Annotated in this window: 10 protein-coding genes; 7 read left to right on the top strand and 3 right to left on the bottom strand. The window is 44.5% G+C overall.

Annotation, left to right across the window (positions count from 1 at the left end; genetic code table 11):
* Nucleotides 1-17 precede the first annotated feature (17 nt).
* On the top strand, nt 18-1,577 hold the full coding sequence (locus NG78_RS01150) for a hemolysin family protein (protein ID WP_004135151.1): 1,560 nt from the start codon (nt 18-20) through the stop codon (nt 1,575-1,577).
* Between the two features lie 22 nt (nt 1,578-1,599).
* Nucleotides 1,600-2,661, top strand: a complete 1,062-nt coding sequence (era, locus tag NG78_RS01155) for a GTPase Era (RefSeq protein ID WP_004135150.1) — start codon at nt 1,600-1,602, stop codon at nt 2,659-2,661.
* A gap of 114 nt (nt 2,662-2,775) precedes the next feature.
* On the opposite strand, the gene NG78_RS01160 is transcribed toward era, so the two are convergent.
* Both NG78_RS01160 and NG78_RS01165 read right to left on the bottom strand, forming a co-directional pair.
* A complete protein-coding gene (locus NG78_RS01160) occupies nt 2,776-6,780 on the bottom strand; it encodes a coiled-coil domain-containing protein (protein ID WP_004135149.1) in 4,005 nt (1,334 codons plus the stop codon).
* 324 nt (nt 6,781-7,104) lie between these two features.
* Nucleotides 7,105-9,156, bottom strand: coding sequence for an AMP-dependent synthetase/ligase (locus tag NG78_RS01165; RefSeq protein WP_004135148.1), 2,052 nt, complete (start codon nt 9,154-9,156; stop codon nt 7,105-7,107).
* A 321-nt stretch (nt 9,157-9,477) separates the two neighbouring features.
* Between NG78_RS01165 and NG78_RS01170 the strand changes: the two genes are divergently transcribed.
* From NG78_RS01170 to NG78_RS01180, 3 genes are all read left to right on the top strand, one after another.
* Entirely contained in the window at nt 9,478-10,101 is a 624-nt protein-coding gene (locus NG78_RS01170) for a 50S ribosomal protein L25/general stress protein Ctc (RefSeq protein WP_004135147.1), read from the top strand.
* Between the two features lie 270 nt (nt 10,102-10,371).
* On the top strand, nt 10,372-11,541 hold the full coding sequence (locus NG78_RS01175) for a branched-chain amino acid aminotransferase (RefSeq protein ID WP_004135146.1): 1,170 nt from the start codon (nt 10,372-10,374) through the stop codon (nt 11,539-11,541).
* A 90-nt stretch (nt 11,542-11,631) separates the two neighbouring features.
* A complete protein-coding gene (locus NG78_RS01180) occupies nt 11,632-12,351 on the top strand; it encodes a trimeric intracellular cation channel family protein (protein ID WP_004127330.1) in 720 nt (239 codons plus the stop codon).
* A 144-nt stretch (nt 12,352-12,495) separates the two neighbouring features.
* Here the strand turns inward: NG78_RS01180 and rpsT are convergent, their stop codons facing one another.
* Nucleotides 12,496-12,756, bottom strand: coding sequence for a 30S ribosomal protein S20 (rpsT, locus tag NG78_RS01185; RefSeq protein ID WP_004127335.1), 261 nt, complete (start codon nt 12,754-12,756; stop codon nt 12,496-12,498).
* Nucleotides 12,757-13,103: 347 nt separating this feature from the next.
* Here rpsT and lepA point away from each other — a divergent pair, with 347 nt between their 5' ends.
* Together lepA and hemW are read left to right on the top strand one after the other, a co-directional pair.
* Complete coding sequence (gene lepA, locus NG78_RS01190; RefSeq protein ID WP_032837872.1) at nt 13,104-14,984, top strand: translation elongation factor 4; 1,881 nt, start codon at nt 13,104-13,106, stop codon at nt 14,982-14,984.
* Nucleotides 14,981-16,297, top strand: coding sequence for a radical SAM family heme chaperone HemW (gene hemW, locus NG78_RS01195; protein ID WP_004135141.1), 1,317 nt, complete (start codon nt 14,981-14,983; stop codon nt 16,295-16,297). Before lepA ends, hemW begins: the two co-directional genes overlap by 4 nt.
* Nucleotides 16,298-16,318 lie beyond the last annotated feature (21 nt).

Raw genomic sequence — 16,318 nt, 5'->3', positions numbered from 1 at the left:
GATGTAAGAGCATAATTATGGAAGATATTAAAGCATTTTTTACAAATATATCGTTACCGGAACTTCCGTTGCACGTGTGGCTAGGATTAGCCGTTTTGCTTTTGCTTGCAATTCTTCTTGTGTGGCTGTCTCTTGCAATGGCAGCTGCAGAAGGGGCAGTTCCTAGGGTTACGCGAGCGAGCTTAAACAATCTTATGATTGAAGCGCAAACTCACGATGATGACACAAGCGCAATAGTGCGTATGCGTAGAATCGCAAGAATTCATCGTGTAAAAAAGCTTATTTCAGACCGTTATGCAACTTCTAGCGCATGCGCTTTTGTGCGCGTTCTGTGCAATGTGTTTGACGGCGTTATTATTGCTGCGGTTTCGGCGTTTTTCGGCGCTCCAATGTGGCTTACTTTGGTTGTTGGCGTTGTGGTTTCGGTGATTGTTGCTGTTATTTCTATGCTTGTTCGCCCGCGTTCTGTGGGAGCTGCTCAGCCTGTGGCAAAGTTGATGAGACTTTCTCGCATTGTTTCTATTGCTATGGCGATTAATCCTCTGGTGCATATTGCTAGCGATGTGGACGTAACTTCTAGAAAAAAGAATGTTGATCTTTCAGACGATGAGGCTTTGGAAGATATTCAGCTCGACCAAGCGAAGGCGAGTATTGATCGCCTTGTTGAAGCGAATGATTTTGACCCTGAAGTTTCTGAAATGATGCGCAATGTGCTTACGCTTTCAGACACTTTGACTCGCGAAATCATGGTTCCTCGAACCGATATGATTTGCGTAAAAAGCGACGAAACGCTGGAAAATTTCCTGAAATTATGCTCAAGATCCGGATTTTCTAGAGTTCCTGTTATTGGAGATTCGGTTGACGATTTAGTTGGCGTTGCTTATTTGAAGGATGCAGTAAGAGCTACCGTGTTTAATCCTGCAGCTTCTTCTAGAGCTGTTGACACTATTAGCCGAGACCCTATGCTTGTGCCGGAGTCCAAGCCGGTTGACGATTTATTCCACGAAATGCAGCGAATCCGTCAACATGTTGCTGTAGTTGTTGACGAATATGGCGGTATTGCAGGCTTGGTTACTATTGAGGATGCTATTGAGCAGATTGTGGGCGAGCTGGAAGATGAGCATGATCGCACTCAGCATGCGGATCCGGAAGAAGTAAGCGAGGGCGTGTGGAAGATGCCTGCTAGAACGCCGATTGCGGATTTGGAAGATATTTTTGAAGTTCATATTGACGAAGACGATGTTGACACCGTGTTTGGTCTGCTTACGAAGCTGCTTGGTAACGTGCCGATTGTGGGATCTAGTGCGGTTACAAGAGGCTTAAAATTAACTGCTGTGGATTCTGCTGGTAGACGAAAGAAAGTCTCAACTATTTTGGTTGAGCGAGATGTTAAGGGCTTAGAAGAGCCTAAAGACGAGCAGCCTGAAAATAGCAGCGCGGCAAAACTTTCGGAAAAAATATCTGAAAAACTTTCGGAAAAAATATCGGAAAAGATTTCCACGCAAGCGTTGGAAAGTAAGCAAACTAACGCGCTTAAGCAAGCAAGTAATATGAAGCAAACAAATTTAATGAAGTAAAGAACTGGACGGTAAGAATAACGTGAATAATATTAACAACTTTGACAATACTGATGACTTCGACGACACTGATGACTTCGACGACGAGATGTTTGCAAATCTTGACTCCTCAACCAGAGCCACGATTCCGACTCCTGATTTTCATGGCTACCGTTCCGGTTTCGTAGCTGTAGTCGGTAGGCCAAACGTTGGCAAGTCTACTCTTATGAACGCTCTTATTGGTACGCAGATTGCTATTGCCTCGTCTCGTCCGGAAACTACGCGTAAGGCTATTCGCGGAATTGTTACAACCGATAATGCGCAAATGGTTCTGGTTGATACTCCGGGTATTCACCGTCCGCGCACGCTTCTTGGCCAGCGTTTGAACGATATTGTTGACGAGTCGCTTTCAGATGTTGACGCGATTGCATTCTTGCTTCCAGCAGACCAGGAGATAGGACCAGGAGATAGGCGAATCTTGAGCCGCCTTCGCTCCGATTTTGCTAAAAAAGATGATAAGGGAAATTGGACTTGGAAAGTTCCGCTTATTGGTATTGTTACAAAAATCGATACGCTTAGTCGCAGCGAGTTAGTTGCGCATTTGCTTCAAATTCAGCAGTTTGCCGATTTTACGGATATTGTGCCTGTTAGTGCGCTGGAACGCGACAATGTTGACGAAGTTAAGAATGTTTTGATTCAAAACTTGCCGGAAGGTCCGCAAATGTATCCAGCGGATCAGCTTAGCGAGGAAAGCCCAGAAAGCATGATTTCGGAGCTTATTCGCGGCGCATTTTTGGAAGAATTGGACGACGAGTTGCCTCATTCTTTAGCTGTTGTAGTTGACGATATTGTGTATCCGGATGGCGACGAAGATACTCAATACGACGACAACAAAGCGCATGTGCTTGTGTCGGTTTATGTTGAGCGTGATTCGCAAAAGCCGATTATTATTGGGCATCGTGCGGAGCATTTAGTGCGCGTAAAGAAGCGTTTGCGCACGGCGGTAAATCGTATTACTGGCGCGAAAGCTGTGCTTGAATTGCATGTGAAGGTTGCAAAAGGATGGCAGAGCGACCCTAAGAAGCTTGAGCGTTTGGGCTTCTAATTTTACTTAGTGTGTTTTGACGCGCGCGTTTTGCCTAGTGCATTTTGCGTAGCGCTTATAAAAAACCGCAGCCGATATAATTTCGACTGCGGTTTTTGTTTTATTTAGTTTCAACTACATGCGACGGTGACGTGCGAAAGTCACACCTCCGCCGATTGCAACAATTCCAGCAATCACAACTGCCACAACTGCGCCAATTGTAAGCGTGTTGTTGGAGCCGTTTTGTGCCTTTGCAGCACTGCCGTTTGCTTGAGTATTCTTGGACTCGTTGCTTGGAGTGTTGTTTGGCGTGCTGTTTTGATCGCTGCTATTGCTATTAGAATCCTGAGTTTCTTGCTTTGCGGAGTCTTCCTTTGCAGATTCCTTCGATTCAGCATTCTTAGAATCCTTAGCGTTCTTGCTTTGTGCTACGCCAGAATTAGAAGTTGCGGCCGCATTTGCAGAAGCAGTGTGGTTAGCGTGCTTCGTGTTCTTTGCATTCGCACGTTCTTCCTTAGTGGACTTTCCGGCTTCACTCTTAGCAACAGCCTGTGTAACGTGATTTTCTGCGGTAGCTGAAGCAAACTCGTTAGACTGTTGTTCAACATTAACAGCAGGAACACTAACATGCGGTGCTTGTGGTGTGAATGGAACATTACTGTTACCAGTGTTACCAGCGTTTTCAGTGTTTCCGGTATTGTTTGTGCTTCCAGTATTGCCAGTGCTACCGTGGCCGCTTTCTCCATCATGACTTGGATTAACAACCGGTGGCTTTGGTGCAGGTGGTACTGGTGGCTCTGGAGTAGGAGCTGGTGGTGTAACAACAGACTCTGGTGCAACATCTTTCAGATGTTGCGCGAGTGTTGTTGCAGACGTGCTGAGCTTGTTAGCAGTATCTTGCAGCGTACTAACTTTTCCTGTCAGAATTTGTACGAAGCTTTCAAACTCCCCAGTAGCTGACATGAAGATTGAGTTAAGATGTGCTTTAGCGCTTGTATCTGTAATAGTTGCAGCTAAAGCTACTTGCTTGGTTGCAAGATTCTTCTTTATGCTTTCAATCTTGGTTTTAGCAGCTTCAACAACTTCTCGAGCATGCTTAACCTTAGCTTGAGCATTTGTTACAGCAGTTTGAGCAAGTTTAATCTTCTCAACAACAGCTTTCTTTGCGACTTCAACAGCTGCTTTTTCTGTCTCAACCTTTTCAGCAGCCTTTTTAGCTTTTTGGGTTGCTGCTGTAAGCGCTGATTTATTTTGCTCTTGTGTTCTTATAGCACCTTGAAGAGCAGTATTAGCTTCAGTTACCTTTTCACCAGCTTTAGTAACATTATCAGTCTCAGTTTGAATCTGAGTTGTAAGCTTATTAATCTTTTCAGTCAGATTAGTTACCTTCTCATTAGCCGCTTTAAGCTCTTGGGCAACCTGTTTCTTTGCAGCTTCAGCAGTTGATACTGCTTGCTTGGCTGACTCTACATTAGCTTCAGCTTCAGTAATATCCTGAGTAAATCTGCCATTAACTTCAGCTTGCTTATTGTCGGCAGCAGCGCGAGCTGTATCAGCATCATTCTTGGCTCTTTGAGCTTCTGACTTCAAAGTCTTGGCTGTTTCTTTCAAGCCGTTAAGGTCATTCTGAAGCTTCTGAATCTTCTGCTCGCGAGTCTTTTGGTCTTCTTGAGATGCTTGAGTTGCTGCATGTTCAGCTTCTTGATATTTCTGCTGAGCAGTAGTCCAAGCCGTCTGCAGCTTATTAGCATTTTCCGCAGCCTTAGCTGAAGCTTCATTTGCTGCGCTAGCATCGTCCCTAGCCTTTTCGAAGTTCTTCTTTGCTGTAATGACATTCTTAATAAGCTCAGTTACTGTGTTAGCGCCTGTTTGAGAATTATTGCTTTCAGCGGTAATGACTTTATAAACAGAATCAAATAATTTGATATTAGCTGCGTTTTCTTCTGCGGCAAGATCTGCCAAATTTCTAGATTTAGCAGGCTCTAGCTTCTTTTTGCCATTGTCTGTGACTTTATTTATATAAGAATTCAGCAGATTCTTGTAAGTATCAACAGATATGGTTTTTTCGGAATTGCCATGCCATACAGCAACGTCATAAATCAATGTTCCATTTTGGTTATATGTTCTTTGAGTGCCGTCGGAAGATGTTTCAGTAACAGTGTAGCTTGTATTTTTTATAGCTGTATCAGCCTCTGCAAATCCTGCTGCAGTATTATTAGTACTAACAAAATTTAGATAGTGTCCAACAGCGTGTTTGAACTTGGCTTGTACGCTTTTATCCGAATCATCATTAAATAAGGTTGGTGAAAGTCCAGCTGATGCATAATCTAAGAAATCATATCTATGTTCCTGTAAGAAAGTTTTTCCTTCATCTGTTAGTGTTTTTCCACCGAATGAATTGGATGAGAGTGTATCATCATATATATCTTTTTCTTTGTAATACCATCCATCCATTGCGTTAGCTTTAGTGGAAGAATGAACGATATTAGAAGTACTGTTTATATCAAGGCTCATAGTTCCATTTTTGTTCATAGCACGATTGGAATCGTTGCCGTCAAATTCTCCCCATGCAAGATTTTCTGAAGAATCATCGTACGCGTGAGATTTAAGCTGCTCTGGAGAATTAGGGTTCACATTATGTTCCATGTCGAAGTTAGCAGCGTGACCTTGTATAGAAGAAGAATAGAATGAGTGTATAATGCTTTCAGCAATAAGGCTTAAGCGTACGCCAACTTTTGGCAATTTAGCATTTTCTTCGTTACGAACTTTGTTAAGTGCATCATAATAAGTTGCAGCTTCCTTCAAATTTTGCAAAGAATCTGCTCCGCCAACACGTCGAAGTTTTTTAACGTAATCAGCCCAGATTGGAGCTTTCATGTCTTCTACGGTGTTGTGGTAAGTATCCTTACCTATTTTGATTTCTGTATAGGTTGACTTAAAAGTTTCACCTTTAAGAATTTTTTGAGCGCGTTCAGCATCTGCAATTAAATCTTCATTTCTTGAGCCATCGGTTTTTGCTTTTTCTGTGGAAATAATATATTCCAAGAATCCTTCGAAGCCTTTTTCTACTTCTGGATCAAGTTTCGCTTTATTATATTCTTCATTGTATTTTTTAGTTGCATCATCTGCAGCTTGGTCAAATGAAGCTATATTATTCTTATAATTTTCGTTGCCCTTAAGCGCAGTTTCTGCGTTGGCAAGTTCTTGTGCTTTAGGAGCGATTGCATTATTAGCATTGGTAGCGTCCTGAGCTTTTGTATTTGCTTCGTTTTGAGCTGAATCATAAGCCTGCTTAGCTTCATTTGCTTTCTTTTCTAGCTCTTTTACATCGGCATTTGTTGTTCCGGAACCAGCAGCGTTCAGATTATCTATTTGTTTTTGAATATTTTCCTGATGTTGCGTATTTTCTTCTACTTTTTGATCTGCTTCTTTTTGTGCTTGCTCTTTTTGATCAGCCTCGCCAGAAAGCCTATCTGCTTCTGTTTGAGCATCCTGCCTATCTTTCTTAGCCTTTTCAAGCTGAGTATTAGCGTCATCTAGTTTGCCTTGTTCAGTTTCTACGTTTTTTCCAGCTTGAGTCTGTTCTGTTGTTTTAGTTTGAACTTCTTTTTCTGCAGTTTCAAGCTCTGTAGTTTTTGCATCTTTTTCGTCTTGAGTTGCTTTCAGCTTATTTTCAGCAGTTTGCTGCTCTGCTTGTGCTCCATTGAACAATTTTTGCTTATTTGCAACATCTTCGTTGTCTGTATTTACCTCAGCTTGCTTATCAGCTAATTCTTTATCGGCTTTACCTTTTTCTTCTTCAGCTGTATTAGCTTCTTTTTGCTTGTCTTTTAAGTCTTTCTGAGCTTCAGTTACTTCATTGTTGGCATCAATGGCTTTGCTGTTAGCATCTTTAGCTTCGCTTTCAGCATCCTCGACTTCCTTAGTAACTGTTTCTTTCTGCGTTTTAGCATCTTCAATAGCTTTATTAGCTTCGCCTTTAGCTTTTTCTACCGGATTCTCATTGCTTGGCTGAACAACAGGCTGATTTGCGCCAGTGTCGGTAGTTGTTGCTGTTGCAGCATTGGCCACATTTGCCATGCCGAATAATGCAAGGGAACTTGCGCCTAATGAGATTGCTACTGCGAGTTTGGCGTTCATATTAACCTCTCCTCTTAATTGTTAATGGAAATCAGAAGATTTTCATATCTCTTGCCAAGCTTTTAGAAAAGAAACATTGCCGTAAATGTAGCTTTTCTTTTAACCTGTGCTAAGAAAATATTGTATTCTCCAACGGGGGGGGGGTATCAAGTTTTTTCACTGTAATTTTATCAAATACCCATAGATTATTAAGAAAAAATTTATGGATTCGCGCAAGTCGCACTTAACATACGCGAATCCATATACAAAACTTGCAAACGCCTGCTTCTTGCGAGCGCTTACGTTTTCTTCTCGCAAGAAGCAATATACAAAACTTGCCTACGCTTACTTCTTTCGCGAAGTGTACATCTGCGTATTAAGCAGCGTTGCGTAATGCTTAATAACACGTGGGCGAATAATCTTCATAGATGCTGTCATTAAGCCATTTTCTTGCGTAAACTCTTCTGGCAAAATAATGAACTTTCGCACGGATTCTGCGCGAGACACGCCTTCGTTAGCACTGTCAACGAACTTCTGCACTTCGGCGCGCACAACAGCATTATTTGCGGCTTCGCTCATGCTCATGGTTTCGTCTAATCCCTTAAGCTTAAGCCAGTTGCGCAAAATCTCCTCGTCTAAAGTAACAAGTGCGGAAATAAATGGACGCTTATCTCCAAGTACTAATGCTTGAGACACAATCTCGCATCTCTTAATCATCTCTTCAATAGGTCCAGGTGCAACGTTTTTACCGCCGGCTGTAATAATCAAATCCTTTTTGCGGCCGGTAATATAAAGCATGCCTTCGTCGTCAATTCTTCCCAAATCGCCTGTTGCATACCAGCCGTCTTTGGTGAACGAAGTTTCAGTTGCTTCGTCGTTCTTATGGTACTTATGGAACACGCATGTGCCCTTAATTTGCACTTCGCCATCTTCTGCAATGCGCAAAGTAAAGGCTGGGAATGCAATTCCAACAGAGCCTTCGCGGAAAGGAACTCCGATTGGTGTAAACGCGCATGGGGCAGTGGTTTCAGTAAGACCGTAGCCTTCGTACACTGGAACTCCTGCGCCTCGGAAGAATGAAAGCAGTTCAGGGTCTAGTGGAGCTCCGCCGGCAACAATCCAGTGCGCGCGTCCGCCAAGAGCCTGGCGAAGCGGGCGGTAAACAAGCGGATCGTAAGCAGTTCTGCGGGCCTTAGTAAGCGCTTTGGCATCACCAAACTCTTGAACTTCCTTCATATACTGCTGAGCAGTCACAACAGCACCCTGGAAAGCCAAGCCTTTAGCGCCGTGACCGGCCTTCTGAGAAGCCGCGTTATAAACTTTTTCAAGAACTCGAGGAACAACAATCATAACCGTAGGTTTTGCAACCTGCAAATCAGAAATTAAAGTAGAAATTCCTTGAGCAATGTAAATTCGCAATGTACTTGCCACAACAATGTAGTTGATTGCGCGCGCAAAAGAGTGTGCTTGCGGAAGGAACAGAAGCACAGAACCGTCTTTTTCGCTTAACAAATCTGGCAGGTAGATTGGCAGGTTTAGTGCGGTTGTGCAGTAGTGCTCGTGTGTCATTTCAACACCTTTAGGCGCGGCTGTGGAGCCGGAAGTGTAAACAATTGAGCACAAGTCTGTTTTCTTTACAGAATCAATGCGCGCGTCCAATTCTTCGTCGCTAACGGTAGATCCAAAAGCTTTAAGCTCTTCCAATCCGCCGGTTTCTAAGCAAATAATACGTTCCAAGCTTGGGCATTCTTCAATAGCGCCGTCTGCTTTATCTCGCATTTCTGTAGTTCCAACAATAAGGAAACGCGAGTCGGAATTATTAACAATGTTGCGAATCTGCTCTGCAGAATCCGTGTCGTAAATAGTGGCGAGCACGCCGCCGCAAGCCATAACAGCAGCATCTGTAACATCCCACTCGTACGACGTTTTGCACATAAGAGCAATAGCATCTCCCTTGTGCAAACCGTAGTGGATTAAGCCTTTTGCTGCATCCCTAACTTCTTTAAGGAACTGATTTGCTGTTTTAGTAACCCACTTATCGTTTTCTTTGTAAGTGTAAAGCGGGTCGTCTCCCATTCGTGCAGCACGGTCTGCGTACAAGTCGTAAATACTTGTGCCTTCGTCCAGTGGGGCAGCGCTTTCCGTTTTTGTGGTAAGCAAACCTGTTTCTGGGTCAATAAACGTGGTTGTTGGCATTCCTGCGCCCCACTCTTCTACGAGTGGAAGACGCTTATTTTGCGAAAGTAGAGTATTTGTTGAAGATTCTTGTTCTTCATTTGGGTAGCCTGGTTCGCCTGCGCGATCGTCGCTGACTGGGTGTGCGAAATTGCTGCCAATACGCAATGCTTTACGTGCAAGATTAAACGCTTGCTGTTGGAGTGCATTAAAGACGGACACATCTGCTCCTTAATCATGCCTTAGCGGCTCTTAAAAGCGCATAGTTTTAAAGTGCGCTTAGTGCTGTTATCTATAATAATCGTTTGTGTGCTCAAGTTGTGTAAGTGTTTGCATATTTTTATTTATTAAATAATTGAGATTTAAGATTAGTCTTGCGCTGTGGTTACACTAGAAAAGTTGCTTTGGCGAGGGAATATGTCGACTGATTGTTGGCAAAGTTCCGTTATCGACTGGGCTGATGGCCACTTATGGTTTTCGGCGCGTCGGTGCGCCTGAAGCTGGATTAACAAACAAAACTATCCAGACCATAAGGAGACCGATATGGCTACAAAGATTACTCTTGAAGGCGAAGTTCGCAACGAGTTTGGTAAGGGCGTTGCTCGCCGCTTGCGTGTTGCAAATTTGATTCCAGCAAGCCTTTACGCTGGCGGTGCTGATCCAGTGCACGTTACTCTTCCAATGCGTGAGACCACTTTGGCTTTGCGTCACGCAAATGCTTTGTTCACTATTAAGTTTGGCAAGGAATCTCGCATTGCAGTTGTTAAGGATGTTCAGCGCAATCCTGTTAAGCGCATTGTTGAGCACATTGACTTCTATGAGGTTAAGGCTGGCGAAAAGATTGATGTTGAAGTTCCAGTCTTCGTTGAAGGTACTCCAAAGGGTGCTGCTGTTGCATTCGTTGACGTTCAGGAGCTCAAGGTTCGCGCAGACGTTGCCAACTTGCCAGAGCGCGTTGTTGTTAACGTTGACGGCTTGACCGACGGCACCAAGGTGTTTGCTAAGGACGTTAAGCTTCCTAAGGGCGTTGTGCTCGACATGGATGGCGAAGAGTCTGTTGTTAGCGTCACCGTTCCTGAAGATGCTGCTCCAGCCGAAGCTGCTGCTCCTGCTGCTGCTGCCGCCGCTGCTCCTGCTGCCGCTGCTCCAGCTGCAGAAGAAAAGTAAGTTATAAAGTAAGCTATCGTATTTAATTACTAATTAACTTATAACTTATAAATAGTTTAAAATTTTAAGCCGCATAAGTCAGTTCTTATGCGGCTTTTTCTTATAAAATCGGTAAATTTGCTAAATAAATTTTACTTTCAATCATATTTTTTGAAATATTTCTTAAAATATTTTGGCGTGTAAGTTTTGCTAAACGCAAGAATCGTATTATTCTATACGTTAATTGCGTTAAAAGGCAATCAAAAATATTACAGATAGAAAAGAGACATAATGGCTGATTTAGAAATCGCTCCAGAGTTTTCGGACGCCTATGAATCCGATGATCATAGCGATCCTGCTCTGTTGAACAAATTAGCTGGCAACTTTGAAGTTCTGCCTAACGATAATCCAGTTTCGGACGCAAAGCGCAACGAACTTATTGATAAGCCTGCTTTCGGTCAGATTTTCTCCGACAATATGGTTCACATGTCTTGGACTAAAGGCGAAGGCTGGTCGGATCGTCGCGTTGAGCCTTACGGACCATTGAAAATGGATCCAGGCGCATCCGTTTTGCATTACGCTCAGGAATGCTTTGAAGGTTTGAAGGCATACAAGCGTGCAGACGGCTCTATTTGGCTGTTCCGTCCAGATATTAACGCCGCTCGTTTCCAAAATTCTGCTAAGCGTTTGTATTTGCCAGATCTTTCTATTGACGACTTTATTGGTTCTGTTGCAGCTTTGGTAAAGCGGGATAGAGAGTGGGTTCCAAGCCGCCGCGAGTACACGCTTTACATGCGCCCATTCATGTTTGCTTCCGAACCATTCCTTGGAGTTCGCGAAGCTCATGAGGTTGAATATTGCGTGATTGCTTCTCCATCCGGCCCATACTTCAAGGGTGGTTTGAAGCCTGTGAGCATTTGGGTTGAAGATCAGTGGTTCCGCACCGGCCCTGGTGGTACCGGTTTCGCTAAGTGCGGCGGAAATTATGCTGCTTCCTTGCTCGGTGAATACAAGGGTATTGAGCATGGTTGCGAGCAGGTTTGCTTCGTGGATGCTGCAACTAAGACTTATTTGGAAGAGCTTGGCGGCATGAACATGTTTGCACTGCACAAGGATGGTCATTTGGAAACTCCATCTCTTACTGGCAGCATTCTTCCTGGCGTTACACGTCGTTCTTTGATTCAGCTTGCTAAAGAGGCTGGTCATGATGTTGTTGAAACTATGATTCCGCTTCAAGGTCTGCTTGACGACATTCGTTCCGGCGAGGTAACTGAAGTCTTTGCTTGCGGTACTGCTGCAATCATCACTCCAATTGGTCGCTTTAAGTCAGATGATTTCGATCTTAAGGTTTCTGACGGTGGCGTTGGTGAGTTGACTCAGGCTTTGCGTGACGAGCTCCTTGGCATTCAGCTTGGCGATGTTGAAGACAAGCACAACTGGATGTGGAAGGTTTGTGACTAATTAATTGGCGCGTCGTACTCCGTATGTAGATTCATATGTGGGTGCGGCGCGCTATTTATTTTGCTATTTATTGTTTCGAAGGGGTAATTTGTGGAAGGCGCATTAGGGGATAACATCTTCTTTCTAATTGTTGAATATGTTGCTGTTGGATGCTGCGGAATGGTTGGCGGACTGTGGGCTATTCGTAAAAAGTACGATGTTTTTGCCATTATTACCACTTCTTGGATTACTGCGTTGGGCGGCGGAATTGTGCGCGATGTTTTACTTGGAGCACTTCCGCCAGTTGGAATTGCGGATCATGGTTTTGTGATTGCTGGTTTACTTTCCGGCATAATTGTTGCGATTGCGCATCCGGAGATCGATAAGTGGCGTTGGTTTATGCTTACGATTGACGCGCTCGCATTGGGATTGTTTGCTGTAAACGGAACCGCAAAAGGCCTAGATTTTCACATGTCTGGCACGACTTCAGTATTTTTAGGAATGGCAACCGCTTTGGGAGGTGGTCTTATTCGAGACATGATTTTGAATCAGGTTCCGGTTATTGTGCGAGATAAACATTGGTATGCTGTTCCGGCTGCAGTTGGTTGCGTTCTTACGGTTTTTGTAGTTAAAGCAAAACATGCTGGTTTCTTTGGCGTAACTGTTGAGATTATTCTGGACATGCTTATTGTTGCGCTGGTGGTTGCAATGCGCTTGCTATCTGTAAAATTTGACTTGACTTTATTCGGCGCAATGAATCGCACTGAGCCGATTAAAGTGCGTCGTCCGCGCATTCGTCGCTTAAACTTAAACAATCGCAAGCGCAGATAGTCTTAGATAGTCTTAGATAGTCTTAAAAATCTTAAGTGCGAATAATCTAAATGAGTTTTAGTCGCGTATAAAAATAATCCCCAGTGCCTGTTGGTACTGGGGATTTTCCTTACATGCTGTGTTATGCAGTTACCTGCACAAACTTCACAGAGCGTTAATCGCTACAGCAAGACCAGACTTGCGGTTTGCAGCCTGATTCTTGTGAATCACGCCACGGCCTGCAGCCTTGTCAAGCTTCTGAGCGGCTACTGCGAAAGCGGCCTGTGCTGCAGCCTTATCACCAGCGGTGATGGCTTCACGAGTTGCACGAATAGCGGTCTTCAAAGCAGACTTTACTGCTACGTTACGCTTGTGTGCTTTCTCGTTGGTGAGCACGCGCTTCTTCTGCGACTTAATGTTTGCCACTGTTACTCCAAACGACGTTTGCTATATAAGGACATACAAAGCGTAAGCATATCATGATTATTGGATAACTTTACTAGCCGCTGGCGTTTGTTGTTGTTTTGGCTGTGTGTGACTACATTTGCCGTGTATTTTCCTGGCATTTGTTGTTGTTTTGGCTGTGTATGGAAACATTTGCCGTGTATTTTCCTGGCGTTTGTTGTCGTTCTGTCTGCATTTGACCACATTTGCCGTGTATTTTCCCGGCGTTTGTTTCACTAGACTAGGGGTAGTAGAGTTGGTAAGATTAATTACTTGCGTAGCTTGCGCAATTTAATACTATCCGCGTATCTAATAAGGAGATGCTTGCTTTGATTACACCGCATAACCAGCCAGGATTTACGGATCAGTCGTTGATACGCAATTTCTGCATTATTGCGCATATTGATCACGGCAAGTCTACCGTAGCTGACCGCATTTTGCAGCTTTCCGGAATCGTTCCGGAGCGTGAAATGCGCGACCGTTTCTTAGATCGCATGGATATTGAGCAAGAACGCGGAATTACTATTAAATCTCAGGCTGTTCGTGTTCCTTGGACTTTTGAAGGCAAAGAGTATTCGCTTGGCATGATTGATACTCCTGGTCACGTCGATTTTACTTACGAGGTTTCGCGCGCGCTTGCAGCATGCGAAGGTGCGGTGCTGCTTGTTGACGCAACTCAGGGCATTGAAGCGCAAACGCTTTCTAATCTTTATATGGCAATCGACCACAATTTGACGATTATTCCTGTGCTTAACAAAATCGACTTGCCAAGCGCAGAGCCAGACAAGCATGCTGAAGAAATCGCGGGCTTAATCGGCTGCAAGCCGGAAGATGTTCTACGCGTGTCTGGCAAAACCGGCGAAGGTGTTAAAGACTTACTTGATCAAATTGTGCTGGAAGTTCCAGCCCCAAGCGGAAATCCTGATTCTCCTGCTCGCGCACTTATTTTTGACTCCATCTACGATTCGTATCGCGGAATCGTCACCTATATTCGTATGGTTGATGGCGAACTTAAGTCGCGCGAAAAATTACATATGATGGGAATCGGCATGACGCACGATCCTATTGAAATCGGCGTTATTAGCCCAGATATGACTCCAACAAAGGCGCTTGGAGCCGGCGAAGTAGGTTACGTAATTACAGGTGCAAAAGACGTGAGTCAATCTAAAGTCGGCGACACCATTACCAGCGCAGTAAATCCCGCATCTGAGCCTTTGGATGGATACCGCGACCCTAAGCCTATGGTTTACGCAGGCTTGTTCCCAATCGACAACGCGCAATTCCCAGAACTTCGAGATGCTCTTGACAAGCTAAAACTTAACGACGCTGCTCTTATTTACGAGCCAGAAACCTCGGTTGCGCTGGGCTTCGGTTTCCGTTGCGGATTCTTAGGTCTTTTGCACATGGAGATTGTTTCCGAGCGTTTAAGCCGCGAGTTTGGCTTGGATCTTATTTCTACCGCCCCAAACGTAACTTACGATGTTACTAGCGAAGACGGCAGCGAGCATCACGTAACGAATCCTAGCGAGTTTCCTGAAGGCAAAATCAAGCGCATTATTGAGCCAATGGTTGCGGCCGATATTATTACGCCGAAAGAATTTATTGGTGCTGTAATGGATTTGTGCCAGGAGCATCGCGGAGAAATGGGCACAATGGAATACATTAGTGCTGACCGCGTGGAAATGCACTACAGGATTCCTCTTGCAGAAATCGTTTTTGACTTCTTCGATCAGCTTAAAAGCCGCACAAAAGGTTACGCTTCTCTTGACTACCACGAGGATGGCGAGCAAGCTGCCGACCTTGTAAAGGTTGATATTCTTATTCAGGGAGATAAGGTTGACGCTTTTAGCGCGATTGTGCACCGAGATAAGGCTTATTCTTACGGCGTTATGATGACTAAGAAGCTTCGCGGTCTTATTCCTCGCCAACAGTTTGAGATTCCAATTCAGGCGGCAATCGGCTCTAGAATTATTGCTCGCGAAACTATTAGCGCTCTTCGAAAAGACGTGCTTGCTAAATGCTACGGCGGCGATATTACGCGTAAACGCAAGCTTCTTGAAAAGCAGAAGGCTGGTAAGAAGCGCATGAAGATGCTCGGCCACGTTGAAGTTCCGCAGGAAGCCTTTGTTGCAGCTTTGGCTACAGACGAGAGCGCAAACGATCGCGATACTAAAGATAAGATTCGCGCTGCGCAAAAGTCCGAAGGATGAGTTTAGAGTTGGATGCTGAACTAAATAAATCAGCTACGCAAACTAAAAGCATGCCTTTTGAAGTGTACGTGCACGTGCCGTTTTGCTTGCGCCGCTGCGGCTACTGCGATTTTAACACGTATACGGCTCGCGATTTGGGTGAGGGAGCGAGTCGCGAAGGTTATGCGGATGTTGCGATTCAAGAGATGCGTCTTGTAAAAAAATGGCAGGAATATCACGGGATTTTCGAGCCTAAAGCGCAATCTGTTTTCTTCGGCGGAGGCACTCCAACAGTTCTTAAAGCGCAAGATTTAGTGCGAATTTTGCAGGAAATACGCGACTTGTGGGGATTTAAACCTGGAGCGGAAATAACTACGGAAGCAAATCCGGATACTGCAGACGAAAAGTATATTGAAACGCTTGCAGAAGGCGGATTTACGCGAATATCTTTTGGAATGCAATCAGCAGTGCCGCACGTGCTAAAAACTTTGGACCGCACGCATACTCCAGAAAACGTAACTCGCGGTGTAAAAGCGGCAAATGCTTGCGGCTTGCGTTCAAGCGTTGACTTGATTTATGGCGCTCCAGGGGAGAGCTTGGATGATTGGCGAAAGTCAGTAGAAATGGCTTTAAGCCTAGGAGTAAACCACGTTTCCGCATACGCGCTAACGGTAGAGCCGCGCACAAAAATGGGCCGTCAAATCGCTGTCGGCGCTATTCAAGCGCCAAACGACGATGATGAAGCCGCAAAATACGAGTTGGCAGACGAGCTTTTTAGTTCTGCTGGATTAAAGTGGTACGAGATTTCTAATTGGGCGCGCACCGGTTTTGAATCTCAGCACAATCTTGGCTACTGGCGAAACATTGATTGGGCTGGAATTGGTCCTGGAGCGCACTCTCACTACAATGCGGCGAGCGCTCTTAGCAAGCAAAGTGTTGATTCGGATGCTAAAGAAGCGAATCCTAATCAAGAATACAATTTGCGCGCGTGGGATATTTTGCATCCAAAACGCTGGGCTCAGGCTATTAACGCAGGAAACGTGCCGTGGCAAAACTACGAGTGCATAAACGCTGAAGACGCGCTAATTGAAGAAGTAATGCTTGGGTTGCGCATTAGGGAAGGGCTTAATATTTCGCAATTGTGCGCAAAGATGCGTGAAACTAATCAGGTGTTCGACGATTCGCATTTGCAAAAAGTGGTACGCGAAGTGTGCAAGGAAGACTTGGCAGAGTTGCACGAAAATCGCATTATTGCAACGCGCAAAGGTAGGCTGCTCAACGATTTATTAATAGAAAGAATCGTTGACGCGTGTGAAGAAGGCCTTACGTGCTAAAATAGTGCGTATTGTGTGAGT

The sequence above is a fragment of the Gardnerella greenwoodii 00703Dmash genome, from assembly GCF_000263635.1.
Classification (GTDB): Bacteria; Actinomycetota; Actinomycetes; order Actinomycetales; family Bifidobacteriaceae; genus Bifidobacterium; species Bifidobacterium greenwoodii.
Note: the sequence above shows the minus strand (reverse complement) of the source record. Positions and strands in the feature narration are given on the sequence as shown.